This is a genomic window from Mesorhizobium newzealandense (assembly GCF_042682145.1).
Lineage (GTDB): Bacteria > Pseudomonadota > Alphaproteobacteria > Rhizobiales > Rhizobiaceae > Mesorhizobium > Mesorhizobium newzealandense.
The window spans coordinates 281,873-299,037 of the sequence record NZ_JBHUGZ010000001.1 but is presented as its reverse complement, the minus strand read 5'-3'; the positions used below and the strand labels follow the sequence as shown (position 1 = coordinate 299,037).

The window sequence follows — 17,165 nt, the reverse complement described above, 5'->3', positions numbered from 1 at the left end:
GAAAAGACCATGCAATTTCTTGAACCCAAGGGAGGTACCAACATGCAACGCAGAACATTCCTGAAATCATCCGTCGCCTTGATGGCGATGGCCATCGCTGCACCGGCTCTGTTCGCCGGCCAGGCACGGGCGGACGCGATGGCCGACGCCATGGCGGTCGTCCAGAAATATGCGCAGAAGGTCACCGCCTGGGATGGCCCGACCACCGGTCCCAAGGCGCAGCAAGGCAAGACGATCGTCGTGCTCGCCGGCGACCTCAAGAACGGCGGCATTCTGGGCGTCACCAACGGCGTCGAGGAAGCGGCCAAGGCGATCGGCTGGGAAGTCAAGGTGATCGACGGCGCCGGCTCGATCGGCGGCCGCACCGCTGCCTTCGGCCAAGCCATGGCGCTGAAGCCGAATGGCATCGTCATCAACGGCTTTGACGCGATCGAGCAAGCGCCGGCGCTGGAACAGGCGAAGGCCGCGGGTATCCCTTTGGTCTCCTGGCATGCCGGACCGGTGATCGGTCCCGACGAGAAGAGCGGCGTGTTCGCCAACGTGTCGACCGACGCCATGCAAGTCTCCACGGCCGCGGCCGACTGGGCCTATGCCGATGCCAAGGGCAAGCCCGGCGTCGTCATCTTCACCGATTCGACCTACGCCATTGCCATCGCCAAGGCCGACAAGATGAAGGCGGAGATCGAGCGGCTGGGCGGCAAGGTGCTCGAATATGTCGACACGCCGATTGCCGAGACCTCGCAGCGCATGCCGCAGCTCACCACTTCGCTCTTGCAGAAATACGGCGATGCGTGGACGCATTCGCTGGCGATCAACGACCTCTATTTCGACTTCATGGGACCCTCGCTTGCCGCCGCCGGCAAGGCCGGCACCGACGCGCCGATCAATGTCGCCGCTGGCGACGGTTCGGAATCGGCCTATCAGCGCATTCGCGCTGGCCAGTTCCAGAAGGTGACGGTCGCCGAACCGCTCAACTTGCAGGGCTGGCAATTGGTCGACGAGCTGAACCGCGCCATCGCCGGTGAAAAATGGTCGGGCTATTTGTCGCCGCTGCATGTGGTGACGGCCGACAATGTCGAGTTCGACGGTGGGCCGAAGAACACGTTCGACCCCGACAACGGCTACCGCGACGCATACAAGAAGATCTGGGGCAAGTAGACATCCACCGGAGCGGGCGCATCACGCGATGCGCCCGCTGTGCCGGCCCCTCACACGCAGAACATCAGGACCCATCGCCATGATCATCCGCTATGCCCTCTTCGAAGGTGAAATTCACGCTGGACGCGAGAGCGAGTTCCGGCGCTTCGTCAGGGAGCGGCTGGTGCCGCTGTGGACGCAGTTTCCTGGAGCCGAGGAGGTGCGAGTCCTCGACGGCACGGCGCGGGACGAGGGCGCACCAGTCTATGCCATGGCGCTCGCCATCCGCTATCCGGACATGGACAGCTGCAACCGGGCACTTCAATCCGAGGTGAGATTTCAGAGCCGCGACGTCACCGGCGAACTGCTCGAAATGTTCACCGGCCGCGTGCATCACCACGTTTTCGAGGCCAACGAATACACACCTGCCTGAACGCGGCTTCAAAACAGCCGGCGGGCAGCGATCAGAGAAGTCCTTTCCCAGCCTCAACGCTTACCGTGATGGTCCGGCACACGAAAAAGCCAATAAAATCATGGTCAACCGCGGAGGCCATCGCGGATGGCGCAAAAATAGCGGTCGGTTCCGACCTGTCCGCCCTTCAGGGCAACCTCCAGCCCATCGACCGTCGCGACGCGCGAATGGGCGACGCATAGCGGTGAGCCGGGCGACGCCGGCAGCGGCATCCGCACTGTGAGCGCGTCGATGCCCATCTGGCCGAGTGCGTGGCTCGAGGTGTCGCCGCCAGCGATGACCACGCGCCGCAGTTCCTGTTCGATCGTCAGCGCGCGAAGCAGTTCGCCGAGGCCGCGGCCAAGCTTGTGGCGGGCGCCTTCCTGCCGGTCGATTTCGGCTCCCCTGTCGGCGGCGGGGCCAAGCGCGGTGTAGAGAATGACGCTGCGCCCGGCTTGCAGGCTGGCGCGGCCGCTTGCCGCCGCACGCGCGATCGCCTGCTCCGAAGCCTCCGAAACCAGGTCGACAGGATCGACCTCGATGCCGTCGAAACCGTCGGTCAGGGCTTGGCGGATCTGTCGTTCGGTGGTCGGAGAGCAACTGCCCGACACGACGGCGATCCGGTCGGCGGCGCCCGGCGGCGTGAAGCCTGGTCCAGCGCTGACGATGTCATTCGACGCCCATTCGGCCAGCAACGCATACTCGACCCCGGACGAGCCGACGACGAACGAACCGCCTGGCTTGCGGACGCGCCAGATCTCCTTGCCGGCCAGAGCCTGCGTTTCCATATTGTCGACATCAACAAGCACGATGGCCGCGCCATTCTCCACGAGGCGATCGAATGCTTGCGACCGTGACTCGGACTGCAGCGTCGCAAGGTCGACCAGCCCGGAGGTCAGCGCCGTCTGCCGCGACAGATGGATCAGCAGGTCGGATTCATCCATCGGCGTCGTCGGGTGGCGGCTCATCACTGGATGGCGGTCGATGCGGAAATATTGGTCGCGATAGGCCGCGAACAGATGGCCGAAGGCGGTATAGCGCTTGAGCTGCGGTGCGCCGACCAGCAGCGGCACGCTGTCCTGCCCGAAAACCGAGCGGCCGATCTCGATCGCCCGGCCTATGCTGCCTATCGTCGGGCTGGAATCGAAGGTCGAACAGACCTTGTAGTGGCAGACTGCGGCATTCAGCGCCTTCAGCCAGGCGAAGGCGTCGCGCAAATGCGTGTCCATCCACTGGGGCGTCTCGCTGCGGCTGGTGCCGGCCAGACCGATCGCCTGGCAATGCGCAAATCGCGAAAGCAAGGCCTCGTCCGGCTGGCGCATGAACAGCACGGTCGGCACGCCGCCAAGTTCGAGCGCCTCCATGACATCGGTCGAGCCGGTGAGGTCATCGCCATAGTAGCTGAGAAGCAGGTTCTGCATGACTTCAAGCCGCCTTGCCGTCACCGAATTTTTCGATCGATCGTGCCAGCTCGGGATGGTTCAGGGCAAAGTCGACCAGCGGAATGCCGTCGACGGCCGCTTGCCAGGCTTGCTGCACGGCGCGCACGCCGGCGCCCGGCCCGTCCGGATGGCTGACGATGCCGCCGCCGCAGAGATAGAGAAGATCGACCGTCCGCCCGGTTCGCTGGTAGGTTTCGGGCGCCTGCCCGCCCCACTGGCCGGAGCCGGCGACCGGCAGGGCGCTATCATCAGGCGAAAAGATCGGCGTGGTCACCGCCTTGAAGGACTCGACGAAGGATGCATCCGGCTCCCAATATTTCGAAGCGATGCCGTTGATCTGGAACTGGTCGACACCGAGCAGCCGCCAGAATTGCTGCCAGACCTTGAAATCCATGCCAAGGCCGGGATGGCGGGTGAGGATGTCCCAGCCATTGCGATGGGCGTGCAGCACCAGGCTGGAGCGTTTTCTCAGGAACGCCATGCCGCCGAAGCCGATCGAATTGATGTTGACCACCGCGCAATTGCCGCCGGCCTTCGCCACCAGATCGTGGTTGCGCATCATCTCGTCCGGGTCGGCGTGCGAGATGCCGAAGGCATACATCACTTTCTTGCCGGTCTTCTGCTCGTGGTCGAGGATGAGCGGCATGATCGCCTTCACCCGTTCCGCCAGGGGCGAATAGGCCGGGCTCATCAGCTTCTCGTCGTCCTTGATGAAGTCGACGCCGGCGGCGATCAGCTCGCCCACCATCGCCGCCGTCTCGTGCGGTCTCAGCCCAAGCGCCGGCTTGACGATGGTGCCGATGATCGGCCGGTCCCCAACCCCGGTCAGCCTGCGGCTGCCGGCGACGCCGAACTGTGGTCCCGGATGCGCGCCGCGATATTCTTCCGGCAGCTTCATGTCGACGACGCGGATGCCCGACAGGCCTTTGATCGAATAGGTACCGCCGATGGCGATGGTCATCAGCGCTGCAAGGTCTATGCCGATGGCATCGAAAGGAAACGCGATGTCGACGTCGGCGCGCTTGAACGGTCCATCGCCGGCTTCCGGAATGGAGGGCCGCTCGGCGTCGGGCAGGGGCCGTATCGCCAGCACGTGCGCCGCCACCCTGGCCTTCAGCTCCTCGGTCTCGCCGGGCAGTGCGACGAAGGTGCCGGTCGACTGGTCGCTGGCGATCTTGGACGCCAGTGCCTCGATGCTTTCAGACGTTTCGATGCGGTAGGTGAGGGTGATCATGGTTCGCTGTCTCAAGCCCAGGCGTTCGAAAAAGGTTCACCGATGCTCGAAATCTGGTATAATGAGTACATAAGTATTGCAAGACATATCCGGCTGGAAGTTTTGGGCGGGTCGACCGACGGCAATTTCCGGGAATTCTAGCGGCAGTGTTAGATAGGGCCGGGTCAAGGGAGTGATTCGCGACGATGAACCGTTCGGAACCGATTGTCCGGCGCAAGCTTTCCGACGAGGTCTTCTTGCGGCTGAAGCGGCTGATCACCAGCGGCGAATTGATGCCGGGCGACGACATGCCCTCGGAGCGCGAGTTGATGGAGCGTTTCGAGGTCGGCCGGCCGGCGATCCGCGAGGCGATGCAGGCACTGAGCAATATGGGGCTTGTGGCGATCTCGCATGGCGAGCGCGCCAAGGTGCTGCAGCTGACCGCCAAGTCGATCATCAAACAGGTCGACGGCGCGGCCAAGATCATCCTGTCGTCATCGAAGGACACGCTGGAGCATCTCAAGACCGCGCGCATCTTCTTCGAACGCGGCATGGTGAGGGAAGCCGCCGAAAAGGCTACCGCCGAGGATGTGCAGCGGCTCAGGGCCACTGTTGCTGAACAGCGCGGCTTTCGCGGCGACTCCGAAGCCTTCATCTCGGCCGACATGAAGTTCCACACCCAGATCGCGGCAATCTCCGGCAACCCGATCTATGTCGCCGTCAGCGAGGCGATGCTCGGCTGGCTGAAGGAATATCACACCGAAATGCTGATCTGGACCGGCAAGGAAAAGTTCACGCTGACCGAGCACGAGGAGATCATCGGCCGCATCGAGAAGAAGGATGCGGACGGCGCCGAGAAGGCGATGATCAAGCATCTCGAGCGCTCGCGCGCCCTCTATGTGATGAATTCCGAAAAGTGACGGTTCAGCCGATCCGAACGATCGCGTAAGGCGTCATCATAAACTGGTCTCGGCAAAGCGCTGAAAAGTCGACCGGTACGTCGTTCGCTGTCAGGTTCGCCAGCCACACCACGGTGTTGCCCGAGGCGGAGCGGCCGGCCAGTGCCAGCACCTTGGTCTCATCGCTCGTCCTTGCCGCCACATGTGCGAGCCCGGCCATTTCGCAAAGCCCCTTGATGGCCTGGAAGATCGGCCGGGGAGTTCCTTCTGCGACGGCTTCTCCAGATGACGCCACCACGCCGAACGGCCCTGTGAAGCCGGAGAGGGTGAGCATCTCCAACCCGGTCGGTGCGACGCGTGCCGCATAGCCGATCGTCCATGCGGCGCCGAACAGGCCGGCGTGGCGCGGATCCCGATCGGCCATGGCGATACGCTGTCCGCTTGGATTGGGCTTGGTCGCGCCGCCATAGGGATTCTGGCGCATGGGGATCGTCGACGGGCCGTGCGGTAGGGCTTTGCCCCGAAGATCGCCCGCGTCGATTGGGTGATGAAGGGCAGCGCCTCCAGCGATTGCATGATGCTGAGATCGTCGGCGGCATGCACGATCGGGCAGGTGCAATGGGTGATGAAGTCGAGCCGGTCGGCGGGAACGCGTTTGCGGTTGAGCTCGGTGAAATAGCTGAACATGCCGCCACCGAGGCGGATGTCGGGGAAGGCGCGGCGGGCGGCGGCATAGACCTCTTCCAGCGGCGGGCATTCCGGCCATGTACTGCCCGGCGGCGTCGACTGCCGGTCGACCGAAGGCGAGACGGCAATAGCCGAAAGTCTCAGCCCTGCCTGGTGCACCATGCCGGCGACGGCTGAAAGTTCGGTGTCGAGATCGCCCACGCCGGCAACGACGCATTCAAGTGTCGTCTGGGCCGGGTTGGCTGCCGCGAGCCGGGCAAAGGAGCGCAAGGTGTCGAGACCATGGCCGCGCGTTGGGTCGTGATGGAGGACCAGCTGTTGCGGGCCAAGCGCCGACAGCGTCGAGAGCCATGCCAGCGCTGCCTCGACCTCATCTGGGTAGATGATGACGCCGATATCCGGCAGCTTCAGTCCGGCTTCGCCGAGTTCGATGCGGATCGGCTCGGCGGTTGCAGCAGCAGCCGGCATGTTGCCGCTGCCGGTGATGCGCAGGCTGATCGTCTGGCGATTGGGCTGACCGGCCGGCAGCATATAGGGCCACGGCAAAGCGAGCGGCCGCACATAGGTCTTGTAGGATGCGTCGGACCAGTTGCGCTGGTCTTCCATTTCGAACACGTCGCCTTCCATCCGGCATTCGGCACTGACGCCGGGCCGCACCTCATGGGTGATCGCGCGCAGATCCTTGAACGGCTGCCAGGGGTCGATCAGCAGCGGAAGCTTTGTCGCCAACACGCTGCCATCGGTGTGTTCGACCGTCACCGGGCCGCCGGCGAGGCTGGCGATCGGATGCAGGATGCAGAAGCCGCAGCGGTTGGTTTCGAAATCGCTCCCGGGCAACGCGCTGACGTCGAAGACCAGACGGCCATCGGCGGAACCTTCGATGGTGGCGCGGAAGTCGAGCCGGCTTGCGTCCGGCCCGGTGCAGCTCGCCGAATAGCGGATCGAGAAAGTGTCCGCTCCCTGGTCAATGACAAGGTCGGTCAGTTCCGGCTCGTAAGTGCCCCAGTCGCGATCGCGCACGATGTAGGCGATCGCACGCAGCACTTCGGTGCCGCCATGGCGGATGGTGCGCAGATTGCCGTTGACGAAGTCGGCGCTGAGCAGGCCGGCACTCAGCCTGACCGGCTCGACCTCGACGGTACGCGTACCATAGACGCGGAGGGCGTCGGCGGTCATTTCAGCAAGGCGTCGAGCTGCACCGGCTCGCGGCTTGCGGCACCTGCATAGGCGGCCTCCACCAGTGCGAAGGTCTTGAGGTTGTCGGCGCCCGAGGTGACGGGCTCGGTTCCCTTCGTCAGGCAATCGACCCAGTGCTGCTGGATGGCGACGACGCTTTCCTGGATGTTGTGCCAGGGACGCGATGCCCAGGCGAGCAGCGGTGGCGAGACGTCGCTGACCGTTGTGCCGCTCTTGCCGGTGACGGTAAGCTGGTATCCCTGTGCCAGCCGGATCGTGCCATTGCTGCCGTCGATCTCGATCAGCGTTTCGGGAAACGGCTCCACGGCGAGCTTGCTTGCATAGCTGCAGTCGACCACCGATGTGGCGCCACTGGCATGGTCCATCAGCATGGTCGCCACGTCCTCGCCGGCGATCGCTTGGTTGATGCGAGCCGTCCTCGCGGTGATCGTCGACACGTCGCCAAGCAGGAAGCGGGCGATGTCGAGGATGTGGATGCCGAGATCCTCGATGATGAAGCGCTTTCCGGTCGCCAGATAGGGCTGCCCGGAAAACACGTCATAGGCTGAGCGGAAGGAGATCCGGCCGAAGAAGGGTGTGCCGATCTCACCCCTGTCGATCACCGCGCGCACTGCCTGGATCGGCGACTGCCAGCGAAAATTCTCATGCACCATCAGCGGCACGCCGGCGTCGGTACAAGCCTTCACCATCGCCTTGGCGTCGGCCAGCGTCGGTGCGAACGGCTTTTGGCAGATCGCCGGAACGCGGTGCCGCGCCGCCATCTCGACAAGCGGGCGATGGCTGGGTGCTGTGGTGGCGATATCGACGAAGTCCAGCGTTTCACCTTCGAACAAAGCGGCCGCATCGGCATAGCGTTTCGCAATGCCGAACTCGTCGCCGACGATCTGGAGCCGTTCCGGGTCGCGGTCGCAGATGGCGATGATCGAGGCGCCGGCTGTGTCGCGCCAGCCATGCATCTGGTTGACGGCAAAGAAGCCGCAGCCGATCAGCGCTCCACGCAGCTCCGCCATGCTCAGCCCGCCTTTGCCATCTGCATCAACGTCACGCGGCTCTGCAGCCGGCGCTGCGCCTGGTCGACGACGACGGCGACGATGATGACCAGGCCTTTGATCACCATCTGCCAGAATGAACTCACACCCATCATCACCAACCCGTCCGAAAGAATGCCGATGACGAAGGCGCCGACGATGGTACCGCCGATCGTACCACGGCCGCCCGACATCGAGGTGCCACCGAGCACCGCGGCTGCGATGGCGTTCAGCTCAAAACTTTCGCCTGTTGCCGGATGCGAGGCCATCAGCTCGGACGAGATGATCAGGCCGACGATTGCCGCGCAGAAACCGGAGAACATGTAGACGAACATCTTCACCATGTTGACACGGACGCCCGAAATTCGCGACGCCCGTTCATTGCCGCCGACGGCAAAGATGTGGCGGCCGAGCGGCGTGTATTTGGCGAGATAGGCCGCCGCCAGCGCAACGACAATCAGGATCCAGATCGCGACCGGCAGGCCGAGCAAGCGGCCGGCGCCGAGGAAGCCGAACCCGGTGGTGCCGAGTTCCGGCTTGCCGACGAGGTTGGGGAAGGTGCGGCCATCCGACGACAGCAGCGCCAGGCCGCGCGCGACATAGAGCACGCCGAGCGTGGCGATGAACGGCGCGACGTTCAGCCTGGTGATCAGCAATCCGTTGACGGCGCCGATCAGGATGCCGACCGCCAGCGTGATCAGCGTGATCTCGAAGACGTTGAAATAGATGGTGTAGCCGATCTGCAGGTCGATGCCGTTGAGCACGAGATAGCCGGCCACCATGCCGCACAGGCCGACGATCGAGCCGACCGACAGGTCGATGCCGCCGGTGATGATGACGAAGGTCATGCCCATGGCGAGGAAGGCGTTGAGCGCCACATGCTTCGACATGAGGATCAGGTTGGCGGTCGACAGGAAGTTCGGCGCCGCGATCGAGAAGAAGACGAGCACGGCGATCAGCGCGATGAAGGTTCTGAGCTTCATCAGCGTCAACAGCACGGAGCCGCTGGAAGCGGAGGGGACAGCCGCCTTGGCCGGGATGTCAGTCATGGGCGTTTGTCTCCGTATGCGGGGCCGGTCCGTGGCCAAGCGCCGAGGCAGCGACGAGTGCCGCTTCCGTCGCCTCGGCGCGATCGAACATGCCGGTCAGTTTTCCGTTGCTCATCACCGCGATCCGGTCGGACAGCGCCATCACCTCGTCGAGATCGGAGGTGGCGAAAAGAATCCCCAATCCGTCGCGGGACAGTTTGCGCATGGTGCGGAAGACGTCGGCCTTGGCGCCGACATCGATGCCGCGGCTGGGCTCGTCCATCAGCAGCACCTTCGGCCCGGTGAGCAGCGCCTTGCCGATCACCACCTTTTGCTGGTTGCCGCCAGACAGGGATGAGACTTCCTGGGCCGGGTCGGCGACCTTGATCGCCAGCTCGCGCACCATTTGCGTCACCGCCTGCTTCTCCTCGGTGCCACGGATGTGGAACAGGCGCACGAAGCGCGACAGGCTGGCCAGCGTCAGATTGCTGGCGACCGAAAGGATCGAGACCAGCCCCTCGCGCTGGCGGTCTTCGGGGATCAGCGCCAGGCCGCGCCGGATGCGCCGCGTCGTGTCGCGCTCCTTGACCTGTTTGCCGGCGATGAAGATCGTTCCGGTGGCTTGGCCATGGCGACCCATGATGCAATCGAACAACTCGCTGCGCCCGGCCCCCATAAGGCCGTAGATGCCCAAGATCTCGCCGGAGCGCAGCGACAGCGAGACATGGTCGACGGCCAGCCCGCCGGTGGCGCGCGGCAGGCAGATGTCCTCGGCGCGGAATATCTCTTCGCCGGGAAGATGGCCGTCGGCCTTGGCGAAGTCCTTGGCGTCGGAGCCGATCATCTGCCGCACGATCCACTGCGTGTCGACGTTTTTCATTTCCTCCTGGCCGGTGATGCGGCCGTCGCGAAGCACGGTGATGTAGTCGCCGATGCGGATCAACTCCTCGAGCCGGTGCGAGATGTAGACGATCGCCACGCCGCGTGCCTTGAGGTCGGCGATCACCTTGAACAGGATCTCGACCTCCGCCGCGCTCAGCGCCGACGTCGGCTCGTCCATGATCAGGATGCGTGCGTCGAGCGAAACCGCCTTGGCGATCTCGACCAGCTGCTGCTGGCCGATGCGCAGGTCTTCGACCAGCATGTCCGGGCGGATACCGGCTTCCAGCCGTTCGAGGAATTGCGCCGCGCGGCGCTCCTGTTCCTTGCGGTCGATCTTGCCGAGACGGTTGGTAATTTCGCGGGTCGCGAAAATGTTCTCGGCGACGCTCATGTTGCCGAACAGGTTCAGCTCCTGGAACACCATGCCGATGCCGCGGTTCACCGCATCCGCGGATGACGAGAAGGAAACCTCTTCACCCTCCAGCAGGATGCGGCCGGCGGTCGGCTGCTCGACACCGGCGATGATCTTCATCAGCGTCGATTTGCCGGCGCCGTTTTCGCCGACCAGGACGTTGACCGCGCCCTTACGCACCTCGAAATTGGCGCGCTTGACCGCGACGGTGCCGGAATAGACCTTGGAGACATCCTCAAGCTTCAGGATGACATCGCGCTCCGCGGCCGCGCTCATGGCTTCGGCCCGATCTCTGCCTCCGCCGGCGTCACCAGCGGCAGGTCCTGGCCGCTGCCCAGCGTATAGGCGCCGAGCACCTTGGCGCTGCGGCCTTCCAGTGCTTCGCGCAGCAGCTTGGACAGCATCGTCTTGTCGGTGTAGCTGTTGAACGCCTTGCCGAACTGGGCGAAGTCGATCTGGTTGGTGAAGTCGTTGAACTGGATGAAGTCCAGGCTGTCGCGCAGCGCGGTACTGCGCACCGCCGGTCCGATCTGCACCCGCGCATCGGCCTTGCCGTCGCCGTCGACATCGACGTCGATCGTCGCCGCGCGCGACTGCGTATTGGCCGCGACGATCTTGCCTTCCAGGCGAACCGCGAAGGTCCAGGGCGAATTCGCCTGCTTGTTCGGATTGCCATATTTGGCGCCTGCAGCCGCGGGATCGGTTTTCGCCAGGGCGTGAACCTCGGCAAACGGTCCGGCCTTCTGCTGGAGATAGGGCACGACCTTCGCCGCCCATATCTCCTCGACCATCTTGTCCGGATTGAAGGCGGGAGCATTGCCGCCGTCTGCCGATTTCGTCGGCAGAATCTTGCAGGCGGTCAGGCTGATGCCGATCATCGCGGCGAGGATCGGCCAGTTCGGCTTGTTGTTCAGCATGGCGGCCTGTTGTTCAGCATGGTGGTCGGCCCACAGAAAATGGCGGCGAGGGGCGAACCCCGGGGTTCGCCCCTCGCTATTCCATCTCACGCGGGCTCAGTTCGTCAGCGCGAAGGTCTCCAGCTTGGCGGCGTTGTCGCCATTGACCAGAACGCAGTCCATCAGCTGCTTTTCCTTGGCCGGCGACTTCTTGTTCTTGATGTAGTCGTTGGCCTGCTCGACCGCCATTTGCGCCTGCGCAAAGGCCGGCTGCAGGACGGTCGCCTTGATGCCGCCGGAGCTGATGGAGTCGCGCACGTCGTTCGATCCGTCGAAGCCGACGACGATGACGTCCTTGCGGTTCGCGGCGGCAAGCGCCGCATAGGCGCCCATTGCCATCGTGTCGTTGCCGGAGATCACCCCCTTGATGTCGGGGTTGGCCTGCAGGATCGATTCCATCTTGGAATAGGCTTCCGTCTGGCTCCAGTTCGCCGACTGCTGGGCAACCATCTTCAGGTCCGGATAGTCGTCGATGACGTCGTGATAACCCTTGGAGCGAATGCCGGCATTGGTGTCGGATTCCTTGCCGACCAGCTCGACGAAATTGCCCTTCTCGCCCATCAGCTTGACGAATTCCTGCGCGCCGAGCTGGGCCCCCTGGTAGTTGTTGGAGACGATCTGCGCGACGGCAACGCCGGTCGCGTTGATCTCGCGATCGATCAGGAACGACGGAACGCCTGCGTCCTTGGCCTTCTGCACGGCGGCGACGGTGGCGTCGGCGCCGGCATTGTCGAGGATGATCGCCTTGGCGCCGCGGCCGATCGCGGTGTCGATCAGCTCCGACTGCTTGTTGGCGTCATCGTCATGGACGAGCACCAGGGCCTCGTAGCCGAGCTCCTTGGCCTTGGCTTCGGCGCCGACGGCTTCCGCCTTGAAGAACGGATTGTCGTGCGAGGGCGTGATGATGGCGATGAGATCCGCCGCATAGGCGGGCGCTGCGGTGCCGAGCGCCAGCATGCCGGCGAAAGCCGCGAGCGTCATTCTGCGTGTGAGTTTCATGAAGTCCTCCCATTTGAAAATTGCCTTAATCGACCAAGGCCTCTGTCTGCATCCGAATTCGTCAGGCAACGCGGGCCGCGGACCGTTTCGGGCTAAAAGCCGTTTGCCGGCTTGCCCTCGACGGATCGTTGCTCCCCCAGTCGTCCTCCACTCGTCCAGGCTTCGAACTCCCTGCGAAACCTTATCGATCCGAGCCATGAACAGCTAATCCAACTGGTATGATGAGTCAACCACAAATTCAGATGATATGTACCTGATTAGCGGCAAAAACTGAGCGCAGGCAATGGTGCGCCGACGCATCGAACCGCTCCGGGCCAGCGCCTGTGTTGGCCTCTTTCAGGTGATGCGCTGAATGCTGGCGGCGATCTCTTCCGGCTCGAACACGCGTTTCCAGTCGTCACGCATCAGCACCGGCTTGCCGAATTCGATGGCCTTGTTGCAGGCGTCCGAGAAAACGCCCTTGGTCTCGCCGAAGATGACGGCGCCGAGCACGTTCATATGACCGAGCAGGAAGTCGAGCGCCGCCTGCTTGTCGACGCCGCGTGCCACGACCTCATCGACGGCTTCCTTCATGACCACCAACAGCGAGGCGCACACCGTCTCCGAAAGGCCGGGCTCCAGCAGCGCCATCTGTTCGACGGTGACGCGGTGCGAACGCATCACCGGCGCCCAGATGATTTTCGCGATCGCCTCGCCCTTGGCGTAATCCTCCTCCGGTCCCTGCATCAGGGCGCTGACCATATGCTGCTTGGCCTTGACGCCGCCGAAATAGTCCTTCTTGGCCGCCATGTCGGTCTCGTCGTTGAAGATCGGCGGATGGCAGGGATGGGTGACGAAATAGGTCAGGTCCGGCCGCTTCGGCAGATGACCGGCGAATGGGGCGGCGGCGTCGAGCACCACCACCATCGTGCCTGGGGCGAGCTTGCTCTCGATGCTGGTCGCCACCTTGCCGATATGCGTGTCCGGAACGGCCAGGATCACCACATCGGCGCCCTTGAGCGCCTCGTCGGCGCTGACCGTATCGAAGCCCAGTCCGGTCTTCAGTCGTTCGCGGCCGGCATCACTGACCTCGACATGACGTATCGTGTAGGGCGATCCGCGAAAATTGGTCGATAGGCGGTAACCCATTTTTCCGCCGGCACCGAACAGCGCAATCGTTGTCATCTGGTCACTACTCCTGATTTCGACCGACGGCATCGTCCGTCGTCAACTTATCAACTGGTATAATCACGCTACCAGATTTTGGCAATCCGATAATGGTGAATGCCGTGCACGTCATGACTGCTGTCGGCCCGTCGGGGCGGTGGCAGCGTCGTCGGTGCCGGCGGGATCGGCAGCCGATCGCCGCACCATCGCCTGCCGTCCGGCAAGGGCGAGCACGAAGATGACGACGATGCCTTGCACGATGTCCTGGACACCCGGTGGCAAGCCGATGATCTGCATGGTGGTGACGATCAGGATGAGCAGGATGCTCGCGAAAAGGGTGCCGAGCGCGGTCGCCGAGCCGCCGAAGATCAGCGTTCCGCCGAGCACCACCGCGGCAATCGACTGCAACAGATAGGGCTGGCCCATTTCGAGGAAGGCGCCGCCGATATAGGCGCCGAGCAGCAGCCCGTCGAGCGACGCCAGCACCGACGAGATGATGAACGCGGATGCGATCACCGGGCCGTTCCTGATGCCTGTGAGCCGCGCGGCAGTGCGGTTCTGGCCGACCGCCGACAAAAGCTGCCCGAACACCGTGTAGCGCAGCATGAAGGACGCCGCCGCCACTCCGAGGATGGCGATGATGGCCATGACAGGCACGCCGACAACGCGCCCGGATGCCAGGTATTTCAGCGCCGGGCTGACGGCGAAGCCCGCTATCGCCCGGTTCGACAGCAGCGTCGCGGTCGCCAGCACGTAGCCGGTCGCCAGCGTCGCGATGATGGCCGGTATGCCCAGCCCGACGACCAGCAACGAATTCAGGACGCCAATGGCAAGGCCGAGCAGGATCGCGGCGGCGACGCCGATGGCGAGATTGGCATCCTGGCCCTTGATGGTGAGCAGCGCGACGAAGGCGCTGAGCGTGATCACCGAGGCAACCGAGAGGTCGATGTTGCCGCGCCCGGTCGTCACCACGAACATCTGGCCGATGCCGACCACCGTCAGGAAGGACGCCGACAGTATGATCCCCGAGAGGCTGGACAGGCTGAAGCGGTTGGTGACGACCGACAGCACCAGCCACAACAGCAGCACGCCGATCGCCGCCCAGATCCAGCGGTTCCTTTGCGCCCAGAGGCTGAAGGCGATCAGAGCGTTCATTGTTCGCTCCTGCGGTCGGCGGTCAGGCTGCGCAGTGTCAGCAGTGCGATCAGGATCAGGCCTTGTGTCGCGGCGTTGAAATCGCTGCTGACATTCAGCGTGCCGAGAAGGGCGCCGATCAGCGACAGCGTTACCGCGCCGGCGACGGCGCCGACCGGCGAGATGATGCCGCCGAGAAGCGAGCAGCCGCCCATCACCACGGCGGCGACGCTGAGCAGGGTGAACGAGTTACCCGAATTGATGTCGCTCGCCGTGTTGATCGCCGTCAGCGACAGGCCGGCGGCGGCCGCAAACAGCCCGGCGATGAGATAGCGCACCAGCGCATAGCGCGTCGGCGACCAGCCGGAGCGCATCATCGCGGTTGGATTGTTGCCAAAGCCGCGCAGCACCACGCCGAGCGGCAGCCGGTCGATGACGAAGACGATCAGCGCGACGGCGGCGATGAGGATGATGGAGGTCGGCACCATGCCGAGCGACCAGTTGAAGAGCGCCGACAGCCATTCGGGGCTGGCGCCGCCTGGCGTCGGCTGCAGCGCATAGCCCAGCCCGACCCAGATGAAGGAGGCACCGAGGGTGACGACGATGGCCGGGATCTTGCGTGCCTGGATCAGCCCGCCAAGCCCGGCATAGGCAGCGAGCGCCCCCGCCAGCGCCAGCGCGCCGAGCCATGGCTGGTCATAGAGCAGCGTGGCGCTGAGCACGCTGACCAGGCCGGCGAAGGCGCCGACGCCGAGGTCGATCTCGCTGCCGCCGACGATGAACATCTGCGCCGCCGTCACCAGCACCAGCGACAGCGCCGGCATCAGCAGCAGGTCGATACCAAAGATCGAGGCGACGGCGGGATTGGCCGAGATCATCACGGCCAGAACTGCTGCAAGGCCGATGAACGGCGCCGCATTGACCAGCCTGCGGCCAAGCCCGGCCGTGGCGGCATCCTTGTGCCCGGCGCCGGCAAGCTTGTCCGCCGGCTGCGCGAAAGAGGCGCCGACAACGGCCGATTCGGTGATTGCGTCGCCCGAGAGTTCCCGGACGATACGCCCGCCGGCAAAGACCAGCACGCGGTCGCAGGCCAGCAGTTCGGCGTCCTCGGTCGTATGCCAGACCAGTGCGCGTCCGCTGCGCGCAATCTCGTTGCACAGCCGGTAGAAATCCTGCTTGGTGGCGATATCCACGCCTCGCGTCGGGTCGTCGAGCAGGATGATCGGGGTGTCGGCAACCAGCGCCCGGGCGACCAGTGCCTTTTGCTGGTTGCCGCCGCTGAGCTCGGTGATGTTGGACTGGAAGCGCCCGTCGTCCAGCCGCAGCCGGCCGGCGGCATCGGCGGCCGTGTCGCGGTTGGCGCGGTCGGAAACCAGGCTGAGCGCCGGCCGGCGGGCCAGCGCACCGATGCTGATGTTTCCCAGCACGCTCCACAGCGGGAACACGCCTTCCTTTTGCCGGTCGCCGGCGATGAAACCGGCCTGCGCATGTCTCGCGACCGCCGCGTTTTGCCTGCGGTCAGGGCTGAAGATCGCATGCAGCAGCTCCTTCTGGCCGCTGCCTTCGAGGCCGGCCAGACCGACGATTTCGCCGCGTACGATGTCGATGTCGCGGCCGAGGCCGGCCGTCAGCGGCCCGGAGAGCCGCACCAGCACGTCCTGGGCGGAAGTTGCGGTGACGGCGTGCTGATGCACCGGATTGGCATCGCCGCCCATCAGCTGCACCAACTTGCCGATCGATGCGTCCGCGACCTGGCCCTGCCATGCCGTGCGTCCGTTGCGCAGCACCACGATCTCGGTGGCGATGTCGATGATCTCCTGCAGCTTGTGGCTGATGAAGATGAAGGCTAGCCCGGCCTTCGCCCGCTCGCGGATGAAGGCTCTGAGCTGTTTGGAGCGGTCGAGATCGAGCGACGAGGTCGGCTCGTCGAGCACGATCAGCCTGACGCCGGGCGTCGCGGCGGCGCGGGCGATCTCGACCATCTGCCGTTCGGCGATGGAGAGATGGCCGACCTCGGCGTCGGCGTCGATGCCGTTGCCGGGAAAGACGGCGTCGAGCGCGTCGCGAGCCCGGGCCCGGTAGAGCGCCCGCCAGCCGGGCCGGCTTGACGCGTCGCCTGGGATTTCCAGAAAGAAGTTCTCGGCGACCGAGAGGTTGCCGCAGAGCGACAGCTCCTGATGAACCATGCGGATGCCGCGTCGCTGCGCTTCGCCGGTGCCGTAGTCGGCGAACCCGATCTCTTCGCCGGCGAAGGAGATCGAGCCGAGCGTCGGCCACATCGCGCCGCACAGGATGCGCATCAGCGTCGATTTTCCGGCGCCATTGCCGCCGACCAGCCCGATCACGTCGCCGGCAGCGACGGAGAGGTCGATCCCGGCATTGGCGAGCGTCGGTCCAAAGCTCTTGGTTATCCCGGTGAGCGAGACGACGCTTTGCCGGAGAGGGGCGGGGTACGCCGTGGAGACGGCGCTGTCCTGTTCGGCAACGGCAAGCTGGGACATTCGTCCTCCGTTTCTTCGAGATCGGGCGCGGCTGTCCGCCGCGCCCGATCGAG

The 17,165-nt window shown here is 64.5% G+C and carries 13 protein-coding genes and 1 pseudogene; 3 read left to right on the top strand and 11 right to left on the bottom strand.

Going from position 1 to position 17,165, the window contains the following annotated elements; all coding sequences use genetic code 11:
* Positions 1–42 precede the first annotated feature (42 nt).
* A complete protein-coding gene (locus ACFSOZ_RS01325) occupies positions 43–1,158 on the top strand; it encodes an ABC transporter substrate-binding protein (RefSeq protein ID WP_379092607.1) in 1,116 nt (371 codons plus the stop codon).
* A 79-nt stretch (positions 1,159–1,237) separates the two neighbouring features.
* Positions 1,238–1,570, top strand: coding sequence for a hypothetical protein (locus ACFSOZ_RS01320; protein ID WP_379092604.1), 333 nt, complete (start codon positions 1,238–1,240; stop codon positions 1,568–1,570).
* 104 nt (positions 1,571–1,674) lie between these two features.
* Here the strand turns inward: ACFSOZ_RS01320 and ACFSOZ_RS01315 are convergent, their stop codons facing one another.
* A complete protein-coding gene (locus ACFSOZ_RS01315) occupies positions 1,675–3,009 on the bottom strand; it encodes a four-carbon acid sugar kinase family protein (protein WP_379092601.1) in 1,335 nt (444 codons plus the stop codon).
* 4 nt (positions 3,010–3,013) lie between these two features.
* On the bottom strand, positions 3,014–4,264 hold the full coding sequence (gene oiaX, locus ACFSOZ_RS01310; protein WP_379092598.1) for a 3-oxo-isoapionate-4-phosphate decarboxylase OiaX: 1,251 nt from the start codon (positions 4,262–4,264) through the stop codon (positions 3,014–3,016).
* 185 nt (positions 4,265–4,449) lie between these two features.
* Here oiaX and ACFSOZ_RS01305 point away from each other — a divergent pair, with 185 nt between their 5' ends.
* A complete protein-coding gene (locus tag ACFSOZ_RS01305; protein ID WP_023808899.1) occupies positions 4,450–5,163 on the top strand; it encodes a transcriptional regulator NanR in 714 nt (237 codons plus the stop codon).
* A 4-nt stretch (positions 5,164–5,167) separates the two neighbouring features.
* Here the strand turns inward: ACFSOZ_RS01305 and apnL are convergent.
* From apnL to ACFSOZ_RS01260, 9 genes and pseudogenes are all read right to left on the bottom strand, one after another.
* Positions 5,168–7,005, bottom strand: a pseudogene (gene apnL / locus ACFSOZ_RS01300) (D-apionate lactonase).
* A complete protein-coding gene (locus ACFSOZ_RS01295) occupies positions 7,002–8,036 on the bottom strand; it encodes a Gfo/Idh/MocA family protein (RefSeq protein WP_379092595.1) in 1,035 nt (344 codons plus the stop codon). The pseudogene apnL and the gene ACFSOZ_RS01295 overlap by 4 nt, the downstream one beginning before the upstream one ends.
* A 2-nt stretch (positions 8,037–8,038) precedes the next feature.
* A complete protein-coding gene (locus ACFSOZ_RS01290) occupies positions 8,039–9,103 on the bottom strand; it encodes an ABC transporter permease (RefSeq protein ID WP_379092592.1) in 1,065 nt (354 codons plus the stop codon).
* Complete coding sequence (locus tag ACFSOZ_RS01285) at positions 9,096–10,652, bottom strand: sugar ABC transporter ATP-binding protein (protein ID WP_379092589.1); 1,557 nt, start codon at positions 10,650–10,652, stop codon at positions 9,096–9,098. Before ACFSOZ_RS01285 ends, ACFSOZ_RS01290 begins: the two co-directional genes overlap by 8 nt.
* Positions 10,649–11,293 (bottom strand): DUF2291 family protein, encoded by a 645-nt coding sequence (locus ACFSOZ_RS01280; protein ID WP_379092586.1) that lies wholly within the window; start codon positions 11,291–11,293, stop codon positions 10,649–10,651. Before ACFSOZ_RS01280 ends, ACFSOZ_RS01285 begins: the two co-directional genes overlap by 4 nt.
* 96 nt (positions 11,294–11,389) lie before the next feature.
* Positions 11,390–12,331: a D-ribose ABC transporter substrate-binding protein gene (locus ACFSOZ_RS01275; protein WP_379092582.1), complete on the bottom strand. Its 942-nt coding sequence runs from the start codon at positions 12,329–12,331 to the stop codon at positions 11,390–11,392.
* Positions 12,332–12,667: 336 nt separating this feature from the next.
* Positions 12,668–13,495: a phosphogluconate dehydrogenase C-terminal domain-containing protein gene (locus ACFSOZ_RS01270; protein WP_379092578.1), complete on the bottom strand. Its 828-nt coding sequence runs from the start codon at positions 13,493–13,495 to the stop codon at positions 12,668–12,670.
* A 111-nt stretch (positions 13,496–13,606) separates the two neighbouring features.
* On the bottom strand, positions 13,607–14,632 hold the full coding sequence (locus ACFSOZ_RS01265) for an ABC transporter permease (RefSeq protein WP_379092575.1): 1,026 nt from the start codon (positions 14,630–14,632) through the stop codon (positions 13,607–13,609).
* Positions 14,629–17,112: an ATP-binding cassette domain-containing protein gene (locus tag ACFSOZ_RS01260; RefSeq protein WP_379092572.1), complete on the bottom strand. Its 2,484-nt coding sequence runs from the start codon at positions 17,110–17,112 to the stop codon at positions 14,629–14,631. The genes ACFSOZ_RS01265 and ACFSOZ_RS01260 overlap by 4 nt, the downstream gene beginning before the upstream one ends.
* Positions 17,113–17,165: the final 53 nt, after the last annotated feature.